This window comes from Acinetobacter sp. CAU_H_S170_2, assembly GCF_058890445.1.
Map to the genome: position 1 here is coordinate 2,043,038 of NZ_JBZYAE010000001.1, position 18,894 is coordinate 2,061,931.

General features: G+C 43.3%; 20 protein-coding genes. All 20 read right to left on the reverse strand.

Going from position 1 to position 18,894, the window contains the following annotated elements:
• Positions 1–3 precede the first annotated feature (3 nt).
• Positions 4–3,615 carry a hypothetical protein gene (locus AC5EUN_RS10055; protein ID WP_493352311.1) on the reverse strand — a complete coding sequence of 1,204 codons (3,612 nt, stop codon included), beginning with the start codon at positions 3,613–3,615 and terminating at the stop codon, positions 4–6.
• A complete protein-coding gene (locus AC5EUN_RS10060; protein ID WP_493352312.1) occupies positions 3,605–4,018 on the reverse strand; it encodes a hypothetical protein in 414 nt (137 codons plus the stop codon). Before AC5EUN_RS10060 ends, AC5EUN_RS10055 begins: the two co-directional genes overlap by 11 nt.
• On the reverse strand, positions 4,018–6,651 hold the full coding sequence (locus AC5EUN_RS10065) for a tape measure protein (RefSeq protein ID WP_493352313.1): 2,634 nt from the start codon (positions 6,649–6,651) through the stop codon (positions 4,018–4,020). The genes AC5EUN_RS10060 and AC5EUN_RS10065 overlap by 1 nt, the downstream gene beginning before the upstream one ends.
• A gap of 218 nt (positions 6,652–6,869) precedes the next feature.
• The gene (locus AC5EUN_RS10070) at positions 6,870–7,097 is read right to left on the reverse strand and encodes a hypothetical protein (RefSeq protein ID WP_094148698.1); all 228 of its coding nucleotides are present in this window, start codon (positions 7,095–7,097) and stop codon (positions 6,870–6,872) included.
• Positions 7,098–7,108: 11 nt separating this feature from the next.
• Entirely contained in the window at positions 7,109–7,387 is a 279-nt protein-coding gene (locus AC5EUN_RS10075) for a DUF2845 domain-containing protein (RefSeq protein WP_094148699.1), read from the reverse strand.
• Positions 7,388–7,452: 65 nt separating this feature from the next.
• On the reverse strand, positions 7,453–8,019 hold the full coding sequence (locus tag AC5EUN_RS10080; RefSeq protein ID WP_493352314.1) for a hypothetical protein: 567 nt from the start codon (positions 8,017–8,019) through the stop codon (positions 7,453–7,455).
• A gap of 71 nt (positions 8,020–8,090) precedes the next feature.
• Positions 8,091–8,834: a phage tail tube protein gene (locus tag AC5EUN_RS10085; protein WP_493352315.1), complete on the reverse strand. Its 744-nt coding sequence runs from the start codon at positions 8,832–8,834 to the stop codon at positions 8,091–8,093.
• On the reverse strand, positions 8,827–9,006 hold the full coding sequence (locus tag AC5EUN_RS10090) for a hypothetical protein (protein ID WP_087010908.1): 180 nt from the start codon (positions 9,004–9,006) through the stop codon (positions 8,827–8,829). Before AC5EUN_RS10090 ends, AC5EUN_RS10085 begins: the two co-directional genes overlap by 8 nt.
• Before the next feature lie 7 nt (positions 9,007–9,013).
• Entirely contained in the window at positions 9,014–9,457 is a 444-nt protein-coding gene (locus AC5EUN_RS10095; RefSeq protein WP_493352316.1) for a phage tail terminator protein, read from the reverse strand.
• On the reverse strand, positions 9,444–9,947 hold the full coding sequence (locus AC5EUN_RS10100) for a phage virion morphogenesis protein (protein WP_493352317.1): 504 nt from the start codon (positions 9,945–9,947) through the stop codon (positions 9,444–9,446). The genes AC5EUN_RS10095 and AC5EUN_RS10100 overlap by 14 nt, the downstream gene beginning before the upstream one ends.
• A gap of 8 nt (positions 9,948–9,955) precedes the next feature.
• Complete coding sequence (locus tag AC5EUN_RS10105; RefSeq protein ID WP_279731586.1) at positions 9,956–10,390, reverse strand: gp436 family protein; 435 nt, start codon at positions 10,388–10,390, stop codon at positions 9,956–9,958.
• An 8-nt stretch (positions 10,391–10,398) separates the two neighbouring features.
• On the reverse strand, positions 10,399–10,752 hold the full coding sequence (locus tag AC5EUN_RS10110) for a hypothetical protein (RefSeq protein WP_493352318.1): 354 nt from the start codon (positions 10,750–10,752) through the stop codon (positions 10,399–10,401).
• 10 nt (positions 10,753–10,762) lie between these two features.
• Positions 10,763–11,842: a major capsid protein gene (locus AC5EUN_RS10115; protein WP_087010898.1), complete on the reverse strand. Its 1,080-nt coding sequence runs from the start codon at positions 11,840–11,842 to the stop codon at positions 10,763–10,765.
• Between the two features lie 5 nt (positions 11,843–11,847).
• Entirely contained in the window at positions 11,848–12,222 is a 375-nt protein-coding gene (locus AC5EUN_RS10120; RefSeq protein ID WP_333652711.1) for a hypothetical protein, read from the reverse strand.
• A gap of 3 nt (positions 12,223–12,225) precedes the next feature.
• Positions 12,226–13,173 (reverse strand): hypothetical protein, encoded by a 948-nt coding sequence (locus AC5EUN_RS10125; RefSeq protein ID WP_493352319.1) that lies wholly within the window; start codon positions 13,171–13,173, stop codon positions 12,226–12,228.
• A gap of 228 nt (positions 13,174–13,401) precedes the next feature.
• A complete protein-coding gene (locus AC5EUN_RS10130; RefSeq protein WP_493352320.1) occupies positions 13,402–14,667 on the reverse strand; it encodes a phage head morphogenesis protein in 1,266 nt (421 codons plus the stop codon).
• Positions 14,667–16,148, reverse strand: coding sequence for a phage portal protein family protein (locus AC5EUN_RS10135; protein WP_428871411.1), 1,482 nt, complete (start codon positions 16,146–16,148; stop codon positions 14,667–14,669). The genes AC5EUN_RS10130 and AC5EUN_RS10135 overlap by 1 nt, the downstream gene beginning before the upstream one ends.
• An 8-nt stretch (positions 16,149–16,156) precedes the next feature.
• Positions 16,157–17,719 (reverse strand): phage terminase large subunit, encoded by a 1,563-nt coding sequence (gene terL, locus AC5EUN_RS10140; RefSeq protein ID WP_428871410.1) that lies wholly within the window; start codon positions 17,717–17,719, stop codon positions 16,157–16,159.
• A complete protein-coding gene (locus tag AC5EUN_RS10145) occupies positions 17,697–18,179 on the reverse strand; it encodes a DUF2280 domain-containing protein (protein WP_004980473.1) in 483 nt (160 codons plus the stop codon). Before AC5EUN_RS10145 ends, terL begins: the two co-directional genes overlap by 23 nt.
• A gap of 46 nt (positions 18,180–18,225) precedes the next feature.
• Positions 18,226–18,855 carry a putative metallopeptidase gene (locus AC5EUN_RS10150; protein ID WP_493352321.1) on the reverse strand — a complete coding sequence of 210 codons (630 nt, stop codon included), beginning with the start codon at positions 18,853–18,855 and terminating at the stop codon, positions 18,226–18,228.
• Positions 18,856–18,894: the final 39 nt, after the last annotated feature.

Here is an 18,894-nt window from a genome sequence, read left to right on the forward strand (position 1 = left end):
AGCTTACGCAACCCGGTCAATGTCACCGCGTAGCATGATTTGGAATGAATCAGACAATACCGTAGGTTCTGATTGCTTCACCGTACGAATTACCCAGATCGGATGATTGGCTGCGATGGTGTTAAAACGCAGAACGTTACCACTTGCCCATCCATTGCCCCAACCTTCCTTTTTGATGGTGAAATAAGGTGCATTGGTGACTGGATTAATTGGGGAGCAGTCTTCAGTCGTGACCCCTGTGCCAATCTGGCCAGAAGTTTCACCAATGATTCGAAATGCGGTTGTGCTTGTAAAAACAATCGCCCAACGCTCTTGAATGTTACCTTTATTGGTAACCTCAATCGGGTACAGGGTGTCGTTGTAATTGGCTGAAATAGCCGCACCCACCGCCTCATCTTTCCAAATGCTATCCCACGACGACTGTACAAACTTTCGGGTATAACGCGCTTGCATATCACCAATCACTAGTGCTGATCCGACGATGGTATGGGCTGGATCATAGTTGTGCGTCAGTGGTTTGGTGAAAGTCACTTGGCCATTAATTTTGACATCACGCACTAAACCCATATCTTGATAGCGATACTTGGCTGAGATAGGTCCAGTTAAATTACCCAAGGCAAAATCACCGTTTAAAGTCACTTTGCCGTAGTCATAGTCCACTGTGTACATATCAAATGGAATTTTAATGCCATCCGCATCTTCAAGTTCACACCAAGAGATCCGTGCATCATTCAATGGATAGGTCTGGCCAGCAATATAATCAGCTAATTCCTGCGACTTACTTGCACTCACTATCCCAATCTCACCCGATCGGAAAATCGGTACCCGACCATCAATCGGCAAACGGACTGCAGATAAACCCAACAACTCAGCATCAATTGGGATATAGCTATAACCCACTGCACTGTACTTGATGGTTTCAGGTAGAACCATGATAGGCTTATGAATCCACTGCTTGCCATCCTTGGTATATTCAAGCTCTGCCACATACCAATCCTGCGCCATGATTTCAGCGCGATTCGCTTGTGTGATTTCAACCTTTTGACGAAATACAAACTGACCATAACCCTGATCAAAGTTAAAGAAACCATCACACTCTGCTGTATCAATGGTACCTGAGCCATCAGGGGTGATATTCAATACCCCGCCTTCCACCTTAGTTGCTGACAAGGTTAAAGACTGAGCCCGAATAGGAATCATCGGTGCGCGATATGACACTTGGTTGGTTTTTACACTTTCAAGCTGAGTTACTAAGGTTTCTAAGGTAGGATTATTCGCCCCACCTACATCCCAAGCGAATAACTCAACCGCACCATTGCCATAATGGATCTGGCCTGCAACTGTACCCGCCCCCGTGGTTAACGATGGATTACGGTAAAGCGATCCAAGTTTATCGACATAGGTTGAATCAGCCAGTGTAAAGCGAACCGAACCTGCAAGAATCTGCTCAGCAAAGCCTTCGGTTAAATCCGTTTTTAGAACAGAACCAATGAGGGTATCCGACCACGACTGAGCCGCTGAACTATCTCGATACGAGACGCTCACCGTCACCGCAGTCGCCACTTCATTCAGGCTTAGAGTATGCGTCTCACTGGTATTTTCATACTTAATGGTCATCCCCAGCATGCCTGCCGCAATTGCCTCCTGAGACGTATTATGCGTGCCGTAGTACGGTCGCATGATCTTCTCGCGCTCAATCGCTTCAAGTGTAGTGCTCGGAGTGATACTCATCGTACGAGATGAATAGTTAATGGTACCTTGTTGCTGGCCTTCACCATTGATTAAACGTCCTGTAGTGGCATCAATCGGCATATCGCGCAGCTCAACCTCACCTGTGTGGCTCATATACTTAACGGGTACACGTACTTTCACAGACTTGGGAATCAACGCAGCAGAGCCATTGTCCAATTCAATTGAGATGCTGCCACTGGTCGGTACCGCAGTCACTTGAATTGAAGACTTAGCCCCTTTCTGACCTGATACATTGAACGTGGTACCACCATTAGGTAATAAGGTCGGCATCAGCTTGGCTATACCATCCGCATAATCAATGGTACCTGTGGCATCCCCTGTGAATTGCCCTTGGCCGTTATCGGTTGCTGTCTTGGCGACGCCATTCAACAACCAACCAACAGTTAAAGTGCCTGCCACAATCGAATCGTTTACGGGAATCTCAACATAGGCTTTGTTAATTGTTAATCCTGAACGCTCCTGAGCCGTGATCATATTGCTCCACGTGATCAAGATTGCACTGCCGACATCGGCGAGCTCACCTGTTGTTAATGACATGGTACCCGTATCGTAATCAATACTGCCTGAGCCAAATGACGAATCTCCACCGCGCAACTGCCCTGCACCATTGTCTCGAAGCGTGTAGACCTGATTCTGAACCAAGTACGACACTTGCAAACTACCTGGTGATGGCAACGGGACCAAATTACGGATCCAGTTAAAACCGATGTTCTCCTGATTGACATAAATCAGATCAGACTCAACTGGTGCCGTCACCGCAGCCGCAGGCATAAAGTTGATCGTTAAATTGGTAGTTCCCGTCCCCGCGCTTGCATTCCATGCAATCGAACCGTTTTGATAGTTGATGGTGCCAATGGATGTACCAGCGGCATTTTTAAGTTCACCGCCGACGTCGGTAACCGCCGAACCAAATAAAGTAAACTCAACTGATTTTGGCATGACCGATGAGCCGACATATAAGCTCGACACGGTATTAATGGCGACATTATTAAAAGTCTTGCTCAGGGCACCATTCTTGGCTTTCACCAAAGCCACAGAATCACCTGCAGCATTGATATTCACCATCGGGGTTTCTGTCTGCGCTGAGGGTACCAACTGCGTATAGACATCCTCTGCAACCACAGAATAATCACCGACTTGGGCGACTTCTTTTAAATTCGCACTGGAGTAATACTTCCCTGTATCCGCCACAATGGTGTCACGGATGATGGTGGTACTCTTTTCACCGCTATACCATTGCTTCGCAGACAGGCCGACAAAATCGGCTTTCAATGCATCACTCAGGCCATAAGTGGCAATCTTATATTCAACTTGTTTGCCATCAACCATCACATAAGCCGTGCGGGTCGATACTTCAGTAATACGTAGGTATTGCTCAATCTCTAAGGCTTTACCCTCATTCGAGATCAATACAATTGATGTACCTATAGCGCTTTCCGCTTCCTGGGGAAACATGGCCACTTGTAGTGACTTCATGCCTTGCCAATGGGTGTCCAACGGTGTGCCGGCAATTTGTGCACCCTTGGCCAAATAGTTTTCAATTCGGTTTTGAGCGCTCGAACGTTCATCCGTCCAACTATCGGTACTGAATAACACGGCGGACACATTGGGATCTTGGGCATTCTGCGAGATGAATACCGTCGCCCCCATCAATGCATCGGTATCGGCTGTATCCACTGCAGCATAGATCTTTTGGATCGAAGTACGACCCGTAGTGCGATCCATCTCAGAAATATCATTGAACAGGTTATTACTCTGACCATCGACAATTTCACGACCAGAGTATTTACCCCCACCATCTTCAGCATCTGTACGAATGCGTTCTGACTCAAGGAGCTTTAAATTATGGGTTTCAATTGTCATCGCTTACCTCAATGAATCGCATAGTGACGTTAAAATAAGTATCAAGTGATGTTGCTGGAGTGCCTTTAACAGTAGAGCTTTCCAATGCACCGTCTTTATGATTCCAAATCACATTGAATACACGCTGGTCATGTGGCCACTCAAACTGAAGCGTGAATTGCTCCTGCAGGTTCTGCCATAAACGAAGCGTATTCAGGTCGCTCAGCTTGATCCAGCCTTTCGTTTTATTGGCTGGCTGCAATGTGATTGGTCGACCTGCTTGCTTGCGTCCCTCTTGAATAATCAAGGCACCACTAATGGCATACTCCTGGTTCTGCTCGATCTCAGCCCAGTTTTCATCAGACCAAAAAAAACCATCCTCAATTTGGATGGTTTCTCCGGTCGACTTTCGTTTTAATCGCATTACGATCTTCCTTTAATTGCTTCGAGTTCTCGCATCATTTCCTCAAGAGCTGTGGCTTGATCGGGTGCCGCTGATACAGTCGCTGTCTGCCCCGTACCCATATCAATTTTGATTTCCACACTTTGCTTTGTCTCCATACCTTCCATTGGTTGAATATCAAGACTAGTCGCAATAAGTGGTGCATCAGGCACGGCGGAAATTTGCTGAGCTGAATCACCGCCATTCGACAGTAATGAAGCATTACCACCACCTGAGCCGCGTGATTGTGATTTGGCATTCAGCTCATCCGTACGTGCTTTCATCTTGGTTTTGAAATCATCCCAATGGTCATTGGTAGCTTTTTGCTCGGCACTGATCTCAGGTTCTTCCCGTGCCGTAGATTGGCTAACTTGACTTACAGTGCGCTGAGTCTCGATTGCAGCCTGCTGGATCTCACCCAGTTTAGTAACTGTGGCTTTGCCAGTGGCGTCTAGTTGCACTTCAAGTCCCAAATAAGCGGCCTTGGCGTTAGCTGCAGCAATGACTTGGGCATCGCCCGAGGCATAAGCTAAACGAATGGTTTCCTCATATGCTTGTTGCAGACTATCTTGATTAGCCTCACCACTTTTTAAAATGGTATTGAAGTCATTCAAGGCGAGATCTGCTGCAAGTTTAAGTTGCTCTTTGGTTTTAATCCCTAACCGCTCAAAAGCTGCTTCGACTGGTGATAGGCTATCGGGAATTTCTTGCACGGCGCGTTTTACAGCCTGCATTCCCATCTCAACTTGTGATGTTGATAACTTCCCTTGTTCACCAAACGATTGAAGCTTGGCTTTAGCAGCCTCTATCTCAACTTCAGACTTTGCTGATGCTAACCATTTCTCCCACCCCATATACAGTGCATTAGCAGCTTGCTCCCCCTTTAAACCCAATTCATCAAGGCCATTAGCGTAATTGGTTAAGTGAACTTGGTTAGCAGCAAATTTTTCGGAAACACGATTGAGGGCAATATCAAGATCAACACCCAAAGCCTCAGCACCTTTACGTGCTTGGACGAGTGCTTTACCAGTGTTATTCACACTATCAGTGGCTTGGTTGAACGCTTGTACTGAAACTTTTCCAGCTTGATCCGTGGTGACCATATAGCCTTTTGCTATTAGATCAGCCTGCATCATGCCATCCATGACGCCTTTATTCGCAGCAATAGCAGCTTCAGCATAAGCCGTAACAGCCTTTAACTTTTCATCCTCGGTGACTTTCTTGCCATTTAACTCAGTCTGCTGATTAGCAAGCATTTGGTCCAAGGTTGCCTTAGATTGAGCCAGACTTTCTGCATTTTTCTGATCTTGGGTTTTACCGATCTCATCAAGAGCTTGCACACCTTTGGATTTAAACTCTAAAGCACCATCCGAAGCTTTCTTATAGTACTCCTGAGCCTTAGTCGCCATTGCATCCATATCAGCAATAGCTTGCTGCTTAACATCACCCCATGTGAACTTTGAAACTAGCTGCACCCAAGCGGCTGCCAAATCATAAATAATTCCAACGAATAGATTTGCAGCAATTTGAATTCCTTTAAACCCATCACTAACAAAACCAATGGCAACATTGAAAGCTTGTATAACCTTAGTTAATCCATTCGTTTTAGAACCAGCCTCATCAATTCCGTTATTGAAGTCATATAGGCCGCTTAGTACATCATTTAGGACATCAAGAGTAATGACAAAAGCTTCACCCAGAGTTTCACCTAGTGTTTTGATTGCTTCATAAATACTGGTTAAGGCATTTTTTAAAGCGATGATTGTCGCTGTATCAATTCTCTTAAATTGGTCACCAACCCAAATAAATCCTTTCCCAATATCATTTAATAAGCTTTCAACAATATCCATATTGTCTGCGATAGTGACTAACCAATCAGCAACAGTTGCACTTGCACCATTAGATTGATCCATTTCACCAATAAGGATTTGCCAAGAAGTTGCAATCTTTTGAAGGGCATTGGTAATAGTGGTCGGAAATTGATCGTAAGTCTTTTGAACCTCACCGGCTTGGCTTTGCAGGGCTTTTGCCACTCGCTCAGCTGATAGTTCGCCAGCTTCAGCCATTTTACGAAGTTCGCCAGTAGTAACACCCAAGCCTCTAGCTAGAGCCTCTGCAACACCAAAACCATTCTCCATGATCGAGTTAAACTCTTCCCCGCGAAGAACTCCACCTTGCATTGCTTGAATGAATTGCTGCACTGCTGCTTCACTTGCTTGGGCTGATCCACCACCAATCTGAATAGCTTGTGTAACCGTTTTGGTTAAATTTAATGCTTGTTGCTGGGTCATACCCATGTCTTTACCAACAGCATTCAAGCGAGCAAACAAACTGCCTGTAGCATCAAGGCTAGAGTTTGTCATTAAAGCAACTTGGTGCACACCAGCCATTGCTGATGTGAAATCACCACCTTCTTTGGTTGCAATATTAATGCGTGTCGAAAGGTTAGTGTATGAGTCAGCAGTAGTCGCCAATCCACTCACAGTAACACCAACACCCACTGCTGCCATTGCTGCAACCAATGCATTCACAGCAAACCTTGCGCCATTTATGCCCTGTTGCAAGCCAGTAGTGTTTGCAAGCAGATTTAATCGAAAGTCTAAATTCCCAGCCATGTTTTTCCCTTAATTTTTAGACATAAAAAAGCCCACATAAGTGGGCTAAATCTAGGAATAAAAAAACCCACTCAATGGCGGGTCTGTAATAATCTTAAACCTTTATTTTTGTATCTTACGATTCACTACATAGAAAGATGCTGAAAGCGATAAATTATTAATTGCTTTGCAAAAAATTGGACGAAAGAGTAAAAAAGCACCCTAGGGTGCTTTTTTGATTACCTACCACATTGTGAACAAACCCAACGATTAGCTACTGCGGATGCTGGTTTAGCAATCATATGCCATAGAAGCATTAACACCCAGATCATTAACCAAATCCCTGCGGTAAAAATTGTTAAGACTAGGTGCATCAACCAACTCATTTCTTTGATGTTTTTTTGATGCAGAGTTTGTTTTCCGCATGACTTACAAAACATCATCTGTTGCGCTACTTTAGTTGCCATTTCAGTACCCCTCAACGCCCGCTACGAATCGTAGTAACTTTGCCGTTCTCAATCACAACGACATATGTTTTCCCATTACTTACATAACTAACTTCGCGCACTGGGGTTTCTTTACCATTGATGTTTTTTGTGTAGTCATATGAAGAAGCAGGCTGACCAAGTTTTCCGACAATTTGACCATAAGTATCACCCACACGAACGCGCTCACCATTAATACTCGCATTGGTGATATTCGCATTTGCTAATGTAAAAACAGACATCAAAGCAGCTGTAATTAATAATTTTTTCATGAATTTACCCCTCGTTATAATTGGGTAAATAATAACCTGCTAAAATTCACAGCACAATGTGAAAGTTACTGGTCTTTCTCAAGACTCTTAATGAATTCATTAAACTTCTTATTGATAGCATTCTGCGCCCGAGTTGCAATCGCTAAATTACGCATCTTCATACGCTCAGCTTTTTGAGCGGCTTTTAGGTAGTAACGGAATGAACCGTAGCTCATTTGCATAATGCATTCATGTGAGTGGCCATTCGATACGAGAAGCTGAAAAACATCAAACCAACTGCTCTTTTTACGCGGATCTACATCGTCCCGGTGTTTAGGTTTTGGCTCGGAAAAAAATGCGTCATTCACTTTAATGACTGCATCCAATAACAAGATATTAATTTCGCCCTCTTTCTTGAATAGATCGATGACCTGTTCAATGTTGTGTTGCAAACAATGGGCTATCAATTGCGTCGATTCAAATGGATGAGTATCAAAAATCTTTTGTGTGGTTTCATCTGGATGATTATTCAAAAAGTCTTTGATAACCTGCGCTGCACCCGACCACTCATCAAAGTTATGCATCTGCAGCTGGTGCACCAATAGATCGCTAACTTTGACAGGTCGATTTGAAGCTATAAAAAAATCATTCATGATGAAATCTCAAAAAGTACAGGCACAAAAAAAGATGCCTAATGCATCCTATTTAAGTGCCTGTAGTGGGTTTATGCAGCTTTAGGAATTTGGGTGTAGTAACCGTATAAGCCAAGCGCACCATCTTTGTCTTTGGTCAGATCACCCAAAGCATCACCGCTGATTTCGTATGAACCAAATTCTTCATGAATTAGGCCAAAGCTCGAATCGGGCGATTTAATTGTACGGTGCAAAGCTAAGAACACTTTGTCTTTGCTGATCTTATCAATACCTTCAAAGAACAATGCATATTCAGCACCGAAATCAGATGCGATCGTAGTATGTGTCACGGCGCCAGTCGTATAACCAATCACAACTTTTGGCAGATCATCAAGAAACTCAATAGTGCCATAAACCGCATCTAGCTTATATTTCGTTGATTCAATAGGAACTGGTGTTGATGCTCCATCAGTCACTGTTGGTAGAGTTAGATTAAAACCATCCAGTTTAATCTTCTGACCTTTGGTGACTGCACCTAAATCATGGACAGCTACGGTTTTGGTCGCTACAGCTACATTTTTACCTGACAGGATATATGCTAGGTTATCAGCATCAACCTGCTCAAGTGTGCCGCTAAACGAAACCGCTGTAGTGTTGTATAGCACTAAATCGGTCATATCATCACCCGACATTGACTCGGTATGCTCAATCTTGTCAGCAGTGATTTCCAGCGTAAAGTCAGGAATGTTGCCAAGTTCACGCATGGCACCAACAACGCCTTCAACAATTGGGGCAAGGGAGAACTTACCACGTAATGAAATGTACTTCTTAGCCATTCGCAGGTACCTCTTTAGTTTTTGGTTTAACTTCTACTTTTACCTCTGGCTTGATTGCTTCAATCACACCATCATCTAAAAGCTGTTTAATTTTGACTTGTGGTAGATCACCCACAATTTGCCCTTCCATCCATGGACCAATTGGCTTTAAGGCTTTGTATTGCGTTTTCATAATTTACCTAATTCACATTAAAAATTTTTGCTTCAAATAAAAAAGGCATCCACAATTTTCCTGCCGCACTCATATGTTGAACGCCAGCATTCGCTCGCTGTAAAACATCAACCCCAACTAGATCAGCATCAAAACCTTGTAATTTTTTGAGAACCTCAATAATAAAGGGACTGGCTTTCTTGCGAATTTCAATCGTGTTTTCAAGTTGCGATCCAGCTTCTTCAACTGCCAACACAATCAACCACTGCTGATAAATGCAATTTACCTGACTATTATTGAGCGTCTCACCAATCCGATCATCGATATAAATCACACTAACTGATGGGGATGCAGCAGTACCCTGCATCATATCTTCGATAGAAAAGTGGGTATAAACCGCCTCAATACCATCAATTGTTTTAAGTTGATCAACAATCGGTTGCTCAAGCGCAAAGTAATCACCGTTTTGCATCTTTTAATACCTTCTCTAGATAATCTTCGATTTCAAGCAGCATATTTTGCGCATCATCTTCTGACACGCCCAAAATTGGACGTGCAGGATTTACAACACGCTTAGCACTCACCCAACCACCCATTGGTGTTCTGAACTTTAAATGAGGCTTCGATTTGGGGGTGATGACTGCACCATAATGAAACCAAGGTGCATAAACCACATTCGTTGCGATCTGCACACCACCATTACTTGTTTTAGCAAAAAACGAGTTAAGCAAACGACCTGTATCACGCCCCGTTTTTCCACCCTGAGCAATAGCACGCCAAGACTTTTGCCAAGGTTTGCCATTTGGTGCTACACCGCGATCAAAACGATCATGAATACCATCGAGTAAAATATCGCCGAGATCGTTAAACAGAGGCTTAAGATCACTCGTCTCTTTTACAACACGAGCAAGCCATTGATTAAGCTTTTCTTGCCCCTGAAAGTAGACCGAATCACGTGTCATAATCCACCTCACATGGTTGGCATTTTTCCAAGCACATCATCACCAAAAACACCGCCTGTGTAAGTTGTGCCTATTGGTGCTGTTGATGGTGATTTAGTTGCTACCTTTACCTCTTCAGTTATCTCATTTTTCACTAGAAGCTTAGCTTTACCTGAGGCAACCAACTTTAAGTAACTGATAGCATCCTCATAACGCTGACGTACTTCTTCAGATGCACGACTTTTCCAGAGCAGGTATCGAGCAATATCACATACATAAATCTTGAGATTTTGCGGTGCACCTTCCAGTGGCACAGTGTAATAAGCGCAGATGTAACCATCAGCAATCTGACTTGCATCATCCAATGCAGTATTAATCGATTGGCTTTCTGTTAATCCACGCTCAAGCTGTGCAACCTCAGGAACACCGTAACGCAACTCAAGATCAGCTTTAGTTGCGTACATAGATCACCTTACTTATCAGCAGTAGCTTTCTTGGCTTCGGTGGTGGCTTTTTTCAAAGCAGCTTGAGAATCAGCTACAGCCTTTTCAAGCTCAGCCACTTTAGCTTTAAGCTCTGCATTTTCTTGATCTGATTTGACCTTTTCATCGGTCATCAGCTTATTTTCTGCTGTCAGATCCGTATTGGCCTTTTCAAGCTCAGCCAATCGTGCAGCAGCACCATCTTCTTTTGGCTCTTCAGGCTCTTGATACTCTTCAATAGCGCCAGATGCTAAAAGGGCTTGAATACGTTTCGCATCAAGCCCTTTAATTTCTTCACCCGGCATAAACTGCCCGATGGATTGTGTTGCAATGTACTTTGGCATTTAAGCCTCCTTATAGAGTGATAAAGCCAGTGCCACACACCACACCATTTTTATTTGATGGAATGACCAGTGGAGCAGATTCAGTCATCAACATGATGCCGCTTGGATCTTCACAATACCATTGGCGGTCAAAGTACTGCTGAGCAACACCATTGGCTAACATATTTTTGATTTTGCAATGTGCTACAGAACCATTGGTATCAGAAATCAGTGAGAAGAAATCTTTAGGAATAAAGCGATTAACCTGACCTTTAGAGCGATAAGTCGCGTCATACACCCAAAACTCAATCCCATCAAAAGACCCTTTAAAAGTGGCTTTTTCACTTACACCAAAACTTGGCGCTACTGGTACAGAAATACCTGCATAAGGTTTAATGAATTCATCTTTAAATGCCGTGTTATTCCATAATGCCGCCCACACTGAACCAGACATAATAGCTTTTTTGGCCTCACCACCATCAGCAGCAAGTTGACGTTCAAGCATAAGTTTAATATCGCTAACAGGCTTAGCGCCAACTTCATTCCATGCTGTCGAAGGAGTAAAGGTAAGAGATGCAGCACGGCGATAATCTACCAGATTGTATTCATAGTCATCAGAATGAAGAACGTATTTACCATTTTTCAGTAGATCAATGGCCATCATGAGTACTGAGTTATCAATCGCATCGTGGTTGCGCTTCATGACAGCAACTTGGGAAATCAACATTTTTTCTTGATCAGATAATTTCTGATTACCTGTTGAGATAATTCCTGCTGTACGTAAACGCTCAAGCAACGCAATTTCAAAAGTTTCTGCTGGTGTGACCTGATTTTTAGGCTTGTAATAAGCAGGTTTAACAGTACGCACTTCACCAGACTGTGTAGTGTCAAATGGTTTACCTGGTTGTTGTGGCGAGACTAATGGTGCTAGGTCGTGCTCAGCTGTTACTTCAGCAAGAGGTACATCATCACGATCAAAAACAGGACGATTTGGGAAAAGCTGATCTAATAACCATGTATCCATTGGACGATAGTTATTATGAATTAACGCAAGCTCACCCACATCAAGCAATTCAAGTGGGATGCCTTCAAGATTAAAAGACTGTGGCATGTTGTTTACACCTTCGAAAGTTCAATTTTGTTTTTAGTTGCTTTAGCACGTGCTGCATCATATTTAGCGGTAGTGAGTAAAGTCCCATTTAAAGACACAGCTTCAATATTGAAGACACCACCGAAATACATCGGGATTTCAATTCCGTTTGCTGCTTTGATTGTTGCTTCAGCCGCAGTGACATCCTGACCACAAATCACATCCCAAGTAGATTCGTCTGTAGCATGGGTCAGCACATTGGCAGCAGATAGTGTTAGCAAATCACCGTATTTATATGCTGTGGCAGTCGTTACTTTTGCATTAGCACGACGTAACTTTTCATTATCCAGAATCAGTCGTTGTGACGTGACCGTGATAGGCGGTACATAGTGAGTAACCATGGATTATTTCCCCTTTTGCTCTGCAAATGCTTGTGCACCAGCTGTGAATTTATGTTTATCGCCACCACCTTGATTACCGCCTTGGCCACCCTGACCACCTGTAGCCTGGTGTGTGAACAAATGATTAAGATGTGATGGAATCTGTTGCTGACCAGCTGATGGTTGATTACCTGCTGAGAATTGCGTTAATTGCTGAGACATGAATGCAAATGAAGTGTCATCCATATTGGTATAAGACGTCTTTTCTTCAGCGCTAAATTGCTTATTTAAAGATGTCTCAAGCGCTTTGATGTCCCCTTCACGCTTGTCAGCTTTGAACTTTTTAAGTTCTTCCTGAGCATCATCACGCTCTTTTTCAGCTTGTTTCTGTGCGGCTTGCGCCTTTTCTAATTCGGTCACGTCTGTGTCCTCTGTGGGTTGGTTAGGGTTATGGCTTGCGGCTACTGCCATCGTGTTTTCATCTGCACCTAAGGCACAAAATGAAACTTCACGAATACGACCACCGCGGAATATCGTAATAGGTCCTTGAAGCGTCTTTCCGTTAACAATCACTGTTTGATCAGCTGCAACTTCTTCAGTCTTAGCAGGCTCAATACGGACAGACATCTGCCACGGAAATCCATCATCTGAGTCTTGTGCTACCTGAGTACCAAACTCATTGCTCATCAAGTCCCCATGTACAACCAAACCCTCTTGATGGCTAATCGTATGAGTATTGATTGCACCTGCCCGTTGGCGTGAGCTGTGTTCTAAAAGTGCTGGAATGCGACCCTTAATCTGCATACTATCCAAATCAAAAATCACTCGTGTCCAATACCAGTGATCTGTAATAACCTCACCGCTATAAGCCACTCCTGAGAAGGTGCGTTTCTTTTTACCTTCCTCACCAGGATCTACACTTAGGTCACCAAGCCGAAAGCAATAATGATCCTGCTTTTGTTCATCTGGCATTTTTCATGCTCCATAAAAAAACCGCCAATTAGGCGGCTTCAGTTAATTTTGACTCATGGTTTCTTAGGTGGTCGCGATAGAACGCAGCACATGGCACGTACTAGATTATTCACTCTTGATGGGCTACCAATCACAACAACTGTTTTCCCGCAACCGCATGGTGAATAACCATTTCCATTTCGACCATTCAAACTACGTCGACACGATTCACATTTTTCAGCCATTAATTCACCCTAAACTAAACACTGTCTGATTCGCCACAAAATAACGTGTAGCGTCCTCATTTGTGCGCTTCAGCACCAAGCCATTGTCATCAATACTAACAACCTCTAAATTAAGATCAGGTGCAAGTAAAGCACCATCAAGCCCACTAATTTTAGATAAATCGATTGCAACACCTTTGGCGTCCAAAATAGTGATGTTTTTCCCTGCATTTTGGGCGGTTTTAAACAAAGTTGGGGTGACAACACCAATGATGTTGCCTGGTGATAAATTCAACCCATCAAGCCCATGGATCGAATTGCCTGTAAGTTTGCTCTTGGTATTTTTAGCAATAGCAAAAACCCGATTAAAAGCACGCTGGATCTTATCTAAAATACGTTTGCCAATACTGCCGTCTTGGTCATTCTGCAAAGCAGATGTTTTAACTAGATCAGTTAGTGAATTATCACTATCAGACAAACCAATAGTCATCACTAAATCGCTTGGCCGTACTTCCATTCCCTTACTCACCGTTTTAGACACAACATCCTCAAATAGATCGGGCTGAATATTGGGCATCGCTTTAACAATTGCATCATCCGCCTGCATATCAAGCTGTAATTCAAGTTGCTGTGCCTGCAGCAAGTCATATACAGGTTGATTCCCTATTTCTCGAATCATGCGACTTTCAAGAATCTTAAGCGCATGGCGATCATATTCACCAGGGTTAAAATTCCAACCTTTATCAATTATTGATACATCAGGCAATTGATCATCGGGCGTAATGCCATATCGCAATGCTTGCTTCTCAGTAATCGCACGTACACCACAACGACAGCGATACCCATTTGGTGGGTAAAACGTTTTCCAAAAGTCATCATCAATATGACGAATAATGCGATGCAATTTTAAATGCCCTGGTCTTGTGCGACTATCTTCAATCGCCCAGTACATCAAATACTGACGCTTTTCCTTATTCGATTGCTGATGTTGCCAACGCCCATGTGCATAAGCATTTTGGATATTAGTCCTAAAGATATTATCCAAATGATTTTTAGAGAGCTTAATATCACCAGCCTCAATCAAATTTTGGAAATCGTTAAACGTACCACCATCCTTTAACGTTTTATGGACCGCATCAAGAACAGTTTGGATTTGATCAATCGTAGCCAATTGACTAACAGTTGCTGCATAACGTCGTGTGGCCACATCAAGTTTGTAATAATCACTAGGAAGTAAAACCTTTCGACTCCTAGCAAACTCGATAGCCTCAAGCAAAGAGATATCATCCATTACTTACCCTCTTTGCTATCCACAAACCCCATAACATCAGCTGTGAATAATGCACGATCCAAAGCCTCGTTAAATTGAGAACTTTCAGCATTTGCAAATAATGAAAATAATTTGTTCTGCATATCCTCAATACTTTCGCTACTTGCTGCGATCTGCACTATCTGATCATCACTGAGCAGTTGCATTGGTCGAACTGCAAGGCTATCCACCTCTTGCTGCTCAGGTGACTGTTTTTGCACTGATGCCTTAAAGCTGAATGCTTGATGAGGTAATGCTGAGAATTGCTTAAGCGGGATTTGAACAGGATCTGCAATATCACCCTCCTCTAATCCATATTCACGCTGGAAGTATTGAGGGGTTAAATTTGCACCGGCATTCTTTAACTTTACGTCACGATCTGCTTTAGGGCCTTCTAGTGACTTTTCCTCACCAATAATGATTCGATGGCGTTCCCATCTATTTAAGTCACACAAAGCATTTAGAATTGCTTGAATGGTGGGCAGGATCATGCGGATATCAGCTTTATATTTGCTGTTTTGGACTTCCATATGCACATCGCCTAGTGCACGACTACCAGCTCCATCCGTCCCACTAGTTAGCGTTCCACCTAAAACCACCTTTTGAATCCGACGTTCTAAGTTCTTGTCGAACGTATCGTATGTCCCGCTTGCATTCCCCGAGTTGACACCTGATGCAGTAACTTCGATGGTATCTGATGCACTCACCGCTAAGACTCTGCTTGCATGAGCACGTAGTAATGCATCTCGCATGTCATCATTTTTACCAATAGATGACTTACCTACGAGCATAGGCATACCAAACTGCTCAACAAACTTGGCCCACATCTTGAAGCCATTGTTCTTAAAGAACCAAACCCAATAAAGTCGACTCAATAAAGCCTCGCCATATGGGTTTTCATATGTAGGTTTGCAGCGTGTTAAGAAATGCTTGAAATGCTGATTACACTCTTCATCAAGGCGAGACTTACTGAAGTTCTGCAATAAGATTAAGCGGCCGTCATTCTTAGGCTCATACCACTGCATTGGCTTTTCACCAATCCACTCAAGACCTATAAACGGTGTAATGGTATCGCCGTTCACGTGTAATGCATTCTCGTTATAAACAGCCTCTAATACTGAATAGCCATACCAACGTGCATTTTGAGCTCCAATGACGATATCAGACCACCATTCTCGCAAATGATCATTCAGGATCTGAGCTGCCGTTGTATCAGCTGGCTCCAATCGCCACGGCGCTGATTCAAGCTTATCCTGTCGCTTTTCAACACACTGATAAATTTCATCGTCATACATCATGACTTTAAGGCGGTGACGGGTTATTCCTGCTTTGCGCAGTACTTCATCACCATCAGGCATCTTGGTCAGATAATTAATCAGCGCCAATTCAGCTTCATGTAAAAACAATCCACCAGATTCAGGCTTACTATCAGATTTAGATTTGTTTGGTTTCTTCTTGGCCATAAATTTACCTATGCAGCTGGTGGGCTGTAATTTGCGATCAGAACTGCCTCTTCAATGGCATCAATTAAGGTATCAACCTGGTCATCATGATCGTGTGTCATCTGTGCCGTGAAAGCCTCACACTCATCTAAAAATTCCTGCTTCCAGATGGCTTCACGTGGCAACATTACAAATCGATTCTGATTCTCTGGATAGACTTCAAAGTTGTTCTCAATATGTGGTGCAACGTCCATAAAGCGTGTGAGCTTATCTTTCTCACGCTGTACGGGAATGATTGGGATACCGCCATACTTCTGCCAACCTTGGACCAGTTGGGTACCATGCGCCTTGTCTTCAACTTTCATGTATCGAATAGGCTTGGTTCTCCAGTCATAAGTCTTATGCTTATCAATGAATTGTTTTGCCATTTCATTCATTTTTGGCGCTTCCCATTTCCCACGCAAAATATCAATGACATACAGCTTCCCATCTACCCCCATACCCACAAGTGTGAATACAGTAAAGTCGTTTTGCTCTTTGATCTTTTGGGCCGTATCAACAAAGACAGCACGCCACAATAGCTCTGGTAATTCGTGATATTCACCAAACCACTCAGCCTTGATCAGATCACCACCGAGCTTTTTAGGCTCTTGCTGATACTGGCTGCTGAATGTGTAACGCGATACCGTAGCACCGTCTTTGTCCTGCCCACCTTTCTCTAACTGCAGCAATGACTGCAATGATTCTTTCAGTGGCCAATAGCTTTGACGGCCCTTTTCATCACGCTCAACATCTAAAGGCACTTTCTTGCGAATGTGCTCAGGTAGACGTTCTATGTAATCGTCATCGATTAATGCCGGTATAGAGATTTGATGCCATTTACCAGGCACGTTGCCCGTCATCACAAAGTTAGTCGGATCCTCAACGTGTAAGCGCTGCATGATCAAAATAATTGGTGTGGATGACTTAGCCTTACGTGAGTTGACCGTGTTTAAGATTTTACGATTAGCCTTGTTACGTGCCGTCTTACTAAATGCATCCTCAGGCTTCAGCGGATCGTCTAGGATAATTGCACCTGTGAATCCGTTATCAGCCAATGTACCTGCACGGCGGCCCGTAACCTGACCACCCATCGAAGCAGAATAAACATGCCCTGCTTCATAGCCATCTACAGTCGTTTTCCAACTGGCCTTAGCATCGGTATTTGTTGAGATCTTCACAGGCCATAAGCCCTGAAAATCAGCCGATTTAACGATGTTTCGTGCTGTAGATGACACATCCTCAACAAGCGATTGAGAGAATGACAAATACAAGAATCTTGAACGCTGGTTCCGTGCGATACCTCGCGGGATTAAGTTGGTCAGCAGTTCGGTTTTACCTGAACCAGGAGGAACGTTAATTACGAGGTTTTCAATCCGCCCCGCAATAACCTCATCAATAGCCCAAGCCATATACTCATGGTGCCAATTGACTGAGAACTTAAATCCCATACGTGGCTTAAAGAATGCACGTGTAAAAAACAGGTGTTCATCTTCACACTTCATGCGCTTTGCTTTGAGTTTTACAGGATCAATATTCACTCTCGAGTTCATTTATTGCCTGCCTTATCTGCTCATCGGTAGCGGTCACAGGAGTGACGTTTTCACTCTGCAATGGTCCACCATCTGCTCCAGTAATTTCTTTACGGTTGGTATAGAGCCCACCCACTTCTTTTGCAGCTTGCTCCAATAGATCAGGAACAATCACAGCGTTATCTTTGTAGCGGTCATGATCGATAAAGTTTTGAAGCCGCCTTAAGCGATAGGCAATATTTGCAATTGGAATTGAATTAACGTTCTTATTCATATCCTCTCGGATTCGATAAAATTCCTTTTTGAATTCTTCGCTTAAATCCTGCCCTGTCTTTTTGGTTGGGTCGTATGCTTCACACTGTTGCTTCGTTACCGTAATACCAAATTCTTCTTGGACGCCCTTAGCTGTTTCAGTGGGTGTCTCATAGGTTGCTAATGACCGAACTATATAGAGTTTCACCCGTTTATTAAGTCTTGCCATTTATCTAAATCCGTCCAAGTACGTCCAAGTAAAATGGCAAAAAAATTTAAGCCAATTTTAAAAGACAGGTACCACATGCATGTGCAATTTTAGCTTTCCCAATTGTTGGCCCATCATTAGCAAGGTCTACCATCTTCTGCACATCTTCTGATGCACCATAGCGTTGAACCACACCATGAAACTCTTCTACATCGTGTGGTCGTAAATAGTATTTATATTCACCCGTTGAAGGACTTATTAAGTAATTCCCATCTTCGTCCCGCTTGGCACCAAGGTGGTAAAGCTCATGCTCAATCAATGCGCAAAATTCTGTATCACTTGCCTGTGAGGCAAACTTTGCATCGATGGTGATAACGAAATCAGGCACACAGCCAAACCAATCAATCATTTGTTTTTCTTGTCGTAACTTTCTCCAGCCACCCGCCATAGGCGAAAACTTCTCGGTTTGGCCCAATACAACTCTGTCAGCTTTGATGAATGCAGAAGATGCCCATAGAACTTTAAATAAGGTGCTAGACCACGGCGATATATGAGCGTGATCAGAGTTGTAGAGCTTTCCATCACTGGAAATGAAAGTATCGATAATCCATTCTTCAAGCTCTTTTGCTGGCTCAAAATCAACATTATCCAATGGATCAATATTTAGAAGTCGTTCTGGTGGTTGTGGCCTTTTCATATATTGTGCCCATTAAAAAAGCCACCTGGCGGCAGCTCT

Excerpts from the sequence above, each read along its gene's own strand:
- AC5EUN_RS10055 (WP_493352311.1), bottom strand. The coding sequence starts at position 3,615 with ATGACAATTGAAACCCATAATTTAAAGCTCCTTGAGTCAGAACGCATT.
- AC5EUN_RS10060 (WP_493352312.1), bottom strand. The coding sequence starts at position 4,018 with ATGCGATTAAAACGAAAGTCGACCGGAGAAACCATCCAAATTGAGGAT.
- AC5EUN_RS10065 (WP_493352313.1), bottom strand. The coding sequence starts at position 6,651 with ATGGCTGGGAATTTAGACTTTCGATTAAATCTGCTTGCAAACACTACT.
- AC5EUN_RS10070 (WP_094148698.1), bottom strand. The coding sequence starts at position 7,097 with ATGGCAACTAAAGTAGCGCAACAGATGATGTTTTGTAAGTCATGCGGA.
- AC5EUN_RS10075 (WP_094148699.1), bottom strand. The coding sequence starts at position 7,387 with ATGAAAAAATTATTAATTACAGCTGCTTTGATGTCTGTTTTTACATTA.
- AC5EUN_RS10080 (WP_493352314.1), bottom strand. The coding sequence starts at position 8,019 with ATGAATGATTTTTTTATAGCTTCAAATCGACCTGTCAAAGTTAGCGAT.
- AC5EUN_RS10085 (WP_493352315.1), bottom strand. The coding sequence starts at position 8,834 with ATGGCTAAGAAGTACATTTCATTACGTGGTAAGTTCTCCCTTGCCCCA.
- AC5EUN_RS10090 (WP_087010908.1), bottom strand. The coding sequence starts at position 9,006 with ATGAAAACGCAATACAAAGCCTTAAAGCCAATTGGTCCATGGATGGAA.
- AC5EUN_RS10095 (WP_493352316.1), bottom strand. The coding sequence starts at position 9,457 with ATGCAAAACGGTGATTACTTTGCGCTTGAGCAACCGATTGTTGATCAA.
- AC5EUN_RS10100 (WP_493352317.1), bottom strand. The coding sequence starts at position 9,947 with ATGACACGTGATTCGGTCTACTTTCAGGGGCAAGAAAAGCTTAATCAA.
- AC5EUN_RS10105 (WP_279731586.1), bottom strand. The coding sequence starts at position 10,390 with ATGTACGCAACTAAAGCTGATCTTGAGTTGCGTTACGGTGTTCCTGAG.
- AC5EUN_RS10110 (WP_493352318.1), bottom strand. The coding sequence starts at position 10,752 with ATGCCAAAGTACATTGCAACACAATCCATCGGGCAGTTTATGCCGGGT.
- AC5EUN_RS10115 (WP_087010898.1), bottom strand. The coding sequence starts at position 11,842 with ATGCCACAGTCTTTTAATCTTGAAGGCATCCCACTTGAATTGCTTGAT.
- AC5EUN_RS10120 (WP_333652711.1), bottom strand. The coding sequence starts at position 12,222 with ATGGTTACTCACTATGTACCGCCTATCACGGTCACGTCACAACGACTG.
- AC5EUN_RS10125 (WP_493352319.1), bottom strand. The coding sequence starts at position 13,173 with ATGCCAGATGAACAAAAGCAGGATCATTATTGCTTTCGGCTTGGTGAC.
- AC5EUN_RS10130 (WP_493352320.1), bottom strand. The coding sequence starts at position 14,667 with ATGGATGATATCTCTTTGCTTGAGGCTATCGAGTTTGCTAGGAGTCGA.
- AC5EUN_RS10135 (WP_428871411.1), bottom strand. The coding sequence starts at position 16,148 with ATGGCCAAGAAGAAACCAAACAAATCTAAATCTGATAGTAAGCCTGAA.
- terL (WP_428871410.1), bottom strand. The coding sequence starts at position 17,719 with ATGAACTCGAGAGTGAATATTGATCCTGTAAAACTCAAAGCAAAGCGC.
- AC5EUN_RS10145 (WP_004980473.1), bottom strand. The coding sequence starts at position 18,179 with ATGGCAAGACTTAATAAACGGGTGAAACTCTATATAGTTCGGTCATTA.
- AC5EUN_RS10150 (WP_493352321.1), bottom strand. The coding sequence starts at position 18,855 with ATGAAAAGGCCACAACCACCAGAACGACTTCTAAATATTGATCCATTG.